This is a genomic window from Sphingomonas sp. 2SG, assembly GCF_005503285.1.
Taxonomy (GTDB): Bacteria; Pseudomonadota; Alphaproteobacteria; order Sphingomonadales; family Sphingomonadaceae; genus Sphingomonas; species Sphingomonas taxi.
Genome location: NZ_SCMZ01000002.1, coordinates 221,553 through 229,362 on the forward strand (window position 1 = coordinate 221,553; position 7,810 = coordinate 229,362).

9 protein-coding genes are annotated in these 7,810 nt (G+C 70.3%); 7 read left to right on the plus strand and 2 right to left on the minus strand.

Annotated elements, in window-relative coordinates:
• Positions 1–12: 12 nt before the first annotated feature.
• Both FFS23_RS02070 and FFS23_RS02075 read left to right on the plus strand, forming a co-directional pair.
• Complete coding sequence (locus FFS23_RS02070) at positions 13–2,682, plus strand: bifunctional [glutamine synthetase] adenylyltransferase/[glutamine synthetase]-adenylyl-L-tyrosine phosphorylase (protein WP_137897241.1); 2,670 nt, start codon at positions 13–15, stop codon at positions 2,680–2,682.
• On the plus strand, positions 2,675–3,130 hold the full coding sequence (locus FFS23_RS02075) for a peroxiredoxin (protein ID WP_137897242.1): 456 nt from the start codon (positions 2,675–2,677) through the stop codon (positions 3,128–3,130). Before FFS23_RS02070 ends, FFS23_RS02075 begins: the two co-directional genes overlap by 8 nt.
• 235 nt (positions 3,131–3,365) lie before the next feature.
• Here FFS23_RS02075 and FFS23_RS02080 read toward each other — a convergent pair whose 3' ends face one another.
• Complete coding sequence (locus tag FFS23_RS02080; RefSeq protein ID WP_137897243.1) at positions 3,366–3,851, minus strand: hypothetical protein; 486 nt, start codon at positions 3,849–3,851, stop codon at positions 3,366–3,368.
• Between the two features lie 103 nt (positions 3,852–3,954).
• Between FFS23_RS02080 and FFS23_RS02085 the strand changes: the two genes are divergently transcribed.
• From FFS23_RS02085 to FFS23_RS02105, 5 genes are all read left to right on the plus strand, one after another.
• Complete coding sequence (locus FFS23_RS02085) at positions 3,955–5,235, plus strand: multidrug effflux MFS transporter (protein ID WP_137897244.1); 1,281 nt, start codon at positions 3,955–3,957, stop codon at positions 5,233–5,235.
• 60 nt (positions 5,236–5,295) lie between these two features.
• Positions 5,296–5,643 carry a hypothetical protein gene (locus tag FFS23_RS02090; protein WP_038663589.1) on the plus strand — a complete coding sequence of 116 codons (348 nt, stop codon included), beginning with the start codon at positions 5,296–5,298 and terminating at the stop codon, positions 5,641–5,643.
• 88 nt (positions 5,644–5,731) lie between these two features.
• Positions 5,732–5,962 (plus strand): hypothetical protein, encoded by a 231-nt coding sequence (locus FFS23_RS02095; protein ID WP_137897245.1) that lies wholly within the window; start codon positions 5,732–5,734, stop codon positions 5,960–5,962.
• Between the two features lie 256 nt (positions 5,963–6,218).
• Positions 6,219–6,872, plus strand: coding sequence for an outer membrane protein (locus FFS23_RS02100; RefSeq protein ID WP_038663583.1), 654 nt, complete (start codon positions 6,219–6,221; stop codon positions 6,870–6,872).
• Between the two features lie 105 nt (positions 6,873–6,977).
• The gene (locus FFS23_RS02105) at positions 6,978–7,313 is read left to right on the plus strand and encodes an HNH endonuclease family protein (protein ID WP_249340482.1); all 336 of its coding nucleotides are present in this window, start codon (positions 6,978–6,980) and stop codon (positions 7,311–7,313) included.
• Positions 7,314–7,609: 296 nt separating this feature from the next.
• Here the strand turns inward: FFS23_RS02105 and FFS23_RS02110 are convergent.
• On the minus strand, positions 7,610–7,810 hold a 201-nt coding region (locus FFS23_RS02110), incomplete at its 5' end, for a hypothetical protein (protein ID WP_249340483.1).

Consider the following 7,810-nt stretch of genomic DNA (forward strand, 5'->3'; position numbering starts at 1 on the left):
CGCGTAAAGGATATGCCGATGCCAGCCGTCACCGATGCAATCGACCGCGCACGCGCGCATGCGCCCTTCCTGTCGCTGTTGCTCGATCGCGAGCCGGCGCTGGCTGCACGGCTCGCCGCGGGGCGGTTCGACCTGGACTATACGACGGCGACGCCCGACATGGCGGTCGCGCGGCAATTGCGGCTCGACCGGCGGGCACTGGCGCTGACCGTCGCGATCGGCGACCTCGCCGGGGTGATGGATCTCACCGCGGTGACGCACACGCTGAGCGACTTCGCCGACCGCGCGCTTGACCGCGCGATCCGCGCGGCGATCGAGGAGCGGACCCCCGGTGCCGAGCCGCGCGGCTTCGCGGTGATCGCGCTCGGCAAGCAGGGCAGCCGCGAGCTCAATTATTCGTCGGACATCGATCCGATCCTGATCTTCGATCCGCGCACGCTGCCGCACCGGGCGCGCGAGGAGCCGGAAGAGGCGGCGGTGCGGATCGCCAAGCGCGTCGTCGAATTGCTCCAGGCGCGCGACGGCGACGGCTATGTGCTGCGCGTCGACCTGCGGCTGCGGCCCTCGCCCGAGGCGACGCCGATCGCGCTGCCGGTCGACGGGGCGATCGGCTATTACGAATCGCAGGCGCTGACCTGGGAGCGGGCGGCGTTCATCCGGTCGCGCGCGGCGGCGGGCGATCTCGAACTCGGCCGGTACTTTCTCGACGCGATCCGGCCGTTCGTCTGGCGGCGCGGGCTCGATTTCGGCGCGATCGGCGAGATTCGCGACCTGTCGCGGCGCATCCGCGATCATTATGCGAGCGGGCAGGCGTTCGGCCCCGGCTACGACCTCAAGCGCGGGCGCGGCGGTATCCGCGAGGCGGAGTTCTTCGCGCAGATCCACCAGCTCATTCACGGTGGCCGCGACCCGGCGTTGCGCGCGCCGGCGACGCGCGACGCGCTCGCCCGGCTCGCCGAGGCGGGGTGGATCGGCGCGGACCAAGCTGCGGCGCTGACCGGCTCCTATAGCTTGCTGCGGACGATCGAGCATCGCGTCCAGATGATCGACGATCGCCAGACGCACACGCTGCCGACCGGCGAGGCGCTCGATCGGGTGGCGCGGTTGCACGGACTGGCCGACGGCGGCGCGCTGATCGAGCTGCTGCGCGGCCCGGTGGAGCAGGCGGGGCGCATCTACGACGCGCTCGACGATGGGCGCGAGACCGGCTTTCCGCACGACCCGCAGGCGCTCGCCGAGCGGCTGCACGAGGCGGGCTTCCCCGATGGCGAGGCGGCGGCGGCGCGGATCGCCGGCTGGCGCGCCGGGCGTTATCCGGCACTGCGCAGCCCGGCGGCGCGCGCGGCGCTGGAAGCGGTGTTGCCGGTGCTGATGCCCGCGCTCGCCGGCGCCCCCGACCCGGCGGCGGCGTTATTGCGGCTCGACGTGTTGCTCGAACGGCTGGCGAGCGCGATCAACATCCTGCGCTTGCTCGAGGCGCGGCCCGGCCTGGCGAGCCTGCTCGCAACGATCCTCAGCCACGCCGCGCCGCTCGCCGAGGCGCTGTCGACGCGACCCGAGCTGATCGACTGGCTGATCGATCCCGGCGCGTTCGAGCCGCTCGGCGAGGTGGCGACGCTCGCCGCCGAAATGACGCGCGGCGAGGGGCGCGACTATCAGGCGCTGCTCGACCATGTCCGGCGTATCGTCGGCGAGAAACGCTTCGCGCTGGGATCGCAGGTGGTGGCGGGGGCGGCCGATCCGCTCGATGCGGCGACGGGCTATGCGCGGCTCGCCGAGGCGGCGATCGCGGTGCTCGCCGAGGCGACCGTCGCCGAATTTGAGCAGGCGCATGGCCGGGTGCCGGGCAGCGAATTGCTGATCCTCGCCTTCGGCCGGCTCGGTGGCGGCGCGCTGACGCATGCCAGCGACCTTGACCTCGTCTATCTGTTCACCGGCGATTTCAGTGCGGAATCGGATGGCGCGAAGCCGCTCGGCGCGACGCTCTACTACAACCGGCTGGCACAGCGGGTGACCGCGGCGCTGTCGGTGCCGACCGCGGCCGGGCCGCTCTATCCGGTCGACACGCGGCTGCGGCCGTCGGGAACGCAGGGGCCGCTGGTGGTTTCGCTCGACTCGTTCGCGCGCTACCAGCGCGAGGAGGCGTGGACCTGGGAGCATATGGCGCTGACCCGCGCGCGGCCGGTGTTCGGATCGGCGGCGGGGCGGGCGGCGGCGGCGGCCGTGGTCGCCGGGGTGCTCGCTGGCGCGCGACCGGCGCGCGACCTTGCCGGCGAGGCGGTGGCGATGCGCGCCGAGATGGCGCGGCACAAGCCGCCGACCGGGCCGCTCGACGCCAAGCTGCTGCCGGGCGGGCTGGTCGATCTGGAATTCACCGTCCATTTGACGCAACTGCGGCATCGCACCGGGCTCGACCCGCATCTCGGGTCGGCGATCGAGGCTTTGGTGGCCGCGGGGCTGTTGCCGGCGGGGCTGGCGGCGGCGAACGATTTGCTGACCCGCCTGCTCGTCGTGCTGCGGCTCGTGGCGCCCGACGCCGCCACGCCGCCGCCGGCGACGCGCGAGCTGATCGCGCGGGCGCTGCGGTTGGCGGATTGGGCGGCGGTGCTTGCCGCCTTCGATGCGACGCGGCAGGAGGTCGCGGCCGCATGGACGGGTACGACAGGAGATGCAGATGGATGACGGCGCGACGATCCCAGCGGTGACGGTGATTGCCCCTGACGGCTCGCCGATCCGGCTGGCCGAACTGCCGCTGCCGGCGGTGATCTATTTCTATCCCAAGGACGATACGTCGGGGTGCACGCGGGAGGCGCAGGACTTTTCGGCGCTGTCGGCGGACTTCGACGCGGCCGGCGTGAGCGTGCTCGGGATCAGCAAGGACCCGCCCGCCAAGCACGGCAAGTTCATCGCCAAATACGACCTCACCGTCGGTCTGGCGAGCGACGAGGACGGCAGCGCCTGCGACGCGTTCGGCGTGTGGGGCGAGAAGCAGATGTACGGCAAGACCTATATGGGGATCGAGCGGGCGACCTTCCTGTTCGGTGCCGACGGTCGGCTGGCGCAGGCGTGGCGCAAGGTGAAGGTGCCGGGCCATTCCGCGGCGGTACTGGCGGCTGCGCGGGGGGCGTAGGTCGGGCCGGCACGCTGTCGGAACACGATCGTCACCGAGACCTCTGCGAAAGTCACCGAGTGCTCCTGCGAAAGCAGGAGCCCAGGAGTCCCGAACGCCATGGAGCGTTGTTTTGCTTGGCTCTGGGCTCCTGCTTTCGCAGGAGCACTGCGTCGATTTATCGGTGGGGTGGCTTTTACAGAGGGTTCGACCTGTTCAGCGCTCCCGATCCCCGTGCGATGGATTGAATAAAGCGTCAGCTTCCAACCGTGATCGTGCCCTTCGCCTTGCCGGCGTCGTCGGCGAGGTCGAGGCGGAAGGGCTGGCGGTCGTCGGTGGTGCCGGTGAGGCCGGCGCCGTTCTGCCTGAGCGTGAAGCCGGCCTTGCCGAGCCGGTCCTCGAACCAGCCGCGGACCTGATCGGCGGGGGCGGGGCTGGTGAAGCGGACGCGCAGGCTGCCCGCCTCGTCCTTGCCGGCGACGTCGAGCTTGTCGATCGTCGAGCCGGGATAGAGGTGGACGCCGTTGAGGTCGAAATTGTCGGCGTCGAGCTGGATCCTGGGCAGCTTGATCTGGCCCGAGAAGCCGGGGACGGCGATCTTGACCTGACCCGATTTGGCGTCGACCGCGCCGAGGACGTTGCCGCCGTCGGCGTTGATCGACACCGACGTGCCCTCGCCCGAACGGTCGCAGGCGGCGAGCGGCATCGCGAGCAGGGCGGTACAAAGCAGCAGGCGGGTCATGGCAGCCCTCGTGTGTTGATCGGACAATACACGTAGGGCGTCGCGTCGCGGCGATCAAGCAGGGTTCCGATGGCCGCCGCTTGCGGGTAGGGGAGGCGGCATCGTGACCCGTTCCATCCCCACTTCCGCGCCGGCGCTCGACGGCGCTGCCCCTGCTCCTGCCCCTCATGTCCCCGGCGAGCCGGCGGGCGCGCCGATCGGCTTCGTCGAGTTCGTCGCCCTCGTCGCGGCGCTGATGTCGCTCGCCGCGCTCGGCATCGATTCGATGCTGCCCGCGCTGCCGGCGATCGGGCGGTCGCTGGGCATTGCCACCGAGAACCAGCGCCAGTTCATCGTCACCGCCTTCGTGCTCGGCTTCGGCATCGCGCAACTCGCGCACGGGCCGCTCGCCGACCGGTTCGGGCGGCGGACGGTGCTGCTGTGGGCGATCGGCGGCTATGTCATCGCCAACATCGCCTGCGCCGTGTCGGCGAGCTTCGTGCTGCTGCTCGCCGCCCGCGTGTTCGGCGGGGCGATGGTCGCCGCGACCCGCGTCGCCACCGTCGCGATGGTCCGCGACTGCTACCACGGCCGGCCGATGGCGCGGGTGATGTCGATCGCCTTCATGGTGTTCATGATCGTCCCCGTGCTCGCCCCCGCCTTTGGCCAGACGGTACTGCTGTTCGCCAATTGGCGCGGCATCTTCTGGGTCGTCGCCGGGCTGAGCCTGGTGATCTGGACGTGGTTCTTCGTGCGCATGCCCGAGACGCTCCACGCCGATGCGCAGCAGCCGCTGTCGGTGCGGCGCGTCGCCGGCGGCTGGAAGCAGACGCTGAGCGATCGCTGGTCGCTCGGCTATACGCTCGCCTCGACCTCGCTGATGGGCGCGCTGTACGGCTATCTCAATTCCGTCCAGCAGATCATGTTCGACACGTTCAGGCACCCGCAGCTGCTCGCGGTGATGTTCGCCGTCACCGCGGCGCTGATGGCGGGCGCCAACCTGACCAACGCGCGGCTGGTGATGCGGCTCGGCACGCGGCTGATCAGCCACAGCGCGGTGATCGGGCTGGTCGTGCTGAGCGCGATCCACCTCGCCGTCGCGCTCGCCGGCTATGAGACCTTGGTCGGCTTCGTCATCCTCCAGGCGCTGACGATGGGCTGTTTCGGGCTCGCCACCTCCAATTTCTCGTCGATGGCGATGGAGAATATGGGCGGGATCGCCGGCACCGCCTCCAGCGTCCAGGGCTTCACCAGCGTCACCTTCGGCGCGGTGATCGGCGTGGTAATCGGCCAGGCGTTCGACGGCAGCACCGCGCCGCTCGCCGCCGGCTTCCTGATCTGCGGCGTCGTCGCGCTGGGCGTCGTGGCGGTCACCGAACGCGGCCGGTTGTTCCGCGCCGCCTGACGGCCGCGGAACCGCCGCCGCCTCCCCGCCGTTCGCACCGGGTAACACGAGGAGGTTTCGATGGGTGGACATCAGGTCACGGGCCATGGCTCGGGCGACGACGGCTATGACGAAGAGGGCTATGACGAGAGCCAGCGCGCCGAGATCCTGGAGGCGACGCGCAACGGCCCCAGCGACGGGCTGGTGCTGACCGACCTCAACCCCGACCTCGGCGACGACGACGAGGAAGACGAGCCGATCGACGAGCTCGACATGGATTCGGAAGAGGTCGGCGAGAGCGATCCGACCGTCGACATGGACGAGGCGGATATCGACGAGGACGACGCCCAAGACGATTTCGATGCCGGCACGACGTCGGACGAGGACGACGATCTGGACGACGCCGACGCCGTGGCGCTGCGCCCCTGATCCGGGTCGGCATCGTTCGCCCGGCCCGTGCCGGGGAACGATGCCGACGGGGCGGCGTTTGCGCTGCCCCTGTGTAATCGGACCCGTTATGCGTATCCTGCTGCTGCCCCTGCTGGGGGCGATGAGTCTGGCCGCCTGCTCGCGCCCGGCGAGCCAATCGACGGACACCGCCGTCAACGTCGAGGCGGCGGCATCGCGGGCGCAGTCCGACATCGCCAATTACGCCGCCGGCAGTGGCCATCGCGCCATGCGGACCGCGGCACGGCCGTCGCCGCTGCCGAGCGCGTCGCTGCGCAAGCTGGCCCCGCGCGCCCCCTGATCGCCCCCGCCTTCGCACCGGCGATATGATCGGCGCGAGCCCCCCGTCGACCTCGCGCAGACCCAGACCCACGGATTGCCGTGGGTTCGTTCATCCGGGTGACAGGAAGTGTTGCGCTAAAGCCACAGCGGCGGACGTTCCGGGCAAAAGTGCCGTCGCGGTGCAACAAAGGTCCAAAATCGCAGTTTGGACGGACCTGGGTTGCACGACGCTGCGGTGTCGTCGCCCGAGTTGAGGCAACACAAGGTACATTCATATGCGTAAGCTCGCCCTCGCGGCCGCCGTTGCGGCAGCGTCCTTCGCCGTCCCCGCCTTCGCGCAGGACATGTCGACCACCGGCACGACCGACACCACCGTCGCCACCGACGCGCAGGTCGACACCGCGCCCAAGGCTCCGGACGGCACGCGCGCTTTCGGCATCGAGCCGTATGTCGCCGTGATGGGCGGCTGGGAGCAGTTCGACCGCCAGGCCGTCGCCGGCATCCCCGCGCAGCCCAAGGGCTACAACCTCGACGGCGCGCTGGTCGAAGGCATCGTCGGCTTCAACGTGCCGCTCGGCCCGGTGTTCGTCGGCGCCGAGGGTGCGGTCGCCAAGGGCGTGTCGGGTGACATCGACTGGCAGTATGGCGCCTATGGCCGCTTCGGCTTCCGCGCCGGCGACAGCGGCCTGTTCTACGGCAAGGTCGGCTACCGCTGGAACAACTTCGACAAGTTCGCTCCGGGCGTCGCCGGCGACCTGAACCGCGACTATCACGCGACCGTCTATGGCATCGGCGCCGAAGTCGGCCCGAAGGATATCGGCCTCGGCGGCCTGACCGGCAATTCGGGTCTGCGCCTGCGTATGGAGGTTTCGACCTTCGACGACGCGCACAGCTTCCGCCCGATGGCGGGTGTGGTCGCACACTTCTAATCGTTCACACGAACGGTTCGAACGGGGCGGGTCTGCTACGGCAGGCCCGCCCTTTTTCGTTGTGGCGCCGGTGGTTGCCGCTCGGCCGCTGCCTATATCGGCAGCATGGTCGGACGGGTGAAGCGCAGGGCGGGGCTGGCGGAGGCCGAGGCGCGGGCCGCGCGCGAGGCGCCGCCGCCGCCCTGCCCGATCTGCGGGCGGGCGCTGGGCGTGAAGGTGGAATGGCATCACCTCGTCCCCAAATCCGAAGGCGGGCGCGTCACCGCCGCGGTCCATCCGATCTGTCACCGCACCGTCCATGCGCTGATCCCCAATGCCGAGCTGGCGCGGACCTATGCCGATCCGGTGGCGCTCGCCGCGCATCCGGGGATCGCGCGCTTCGTCGCCTGGGTGGCCGACAAGCCCGCCGACTTCCACGCGCCGACCCGCCGCAGCCGCTGAGGCTGTTGGACGGCATATCGTGTCCGGTCAGGCGGTTGGACGCTGAACGTGGACAAGATGGACACCTTAATGGAAACGATCGCCTTCCATCGTTTCGATTTCTGAACCCATGGCAAAGAGCGTCGCGTCGCCCGTCGTTGACGAGCGGCGAGGACGGAAGCCTAGCCGGCGGCGATGCGTGTAGGACAGCGCGGATCGGCGCGGTGGGAGGACCGGCGTCCGTTCAACGGCTTGGCGGCGTTACGGACGGAGGCCGGGAGATCGCGATCCTATTGTGGCGCGGCGGCGCGCGCGACTCACTCGCCGATGAGGTTGGCGACGGTGGCGAGGTCGGCGGCATTGGCGAGGTCTCCCGACGCGTCGGTGATCGCGGCGTTGCCGTCGGTGCTGTCCGATGCCGAGCCGGCATAATCGACCGCCGCCCAGACGATCCCCCCGGCCCAGAGCAGCGCCGCCCAGCGGCTGCGGAAGATGCGCGGGGTGGGGAGCATCCGGGG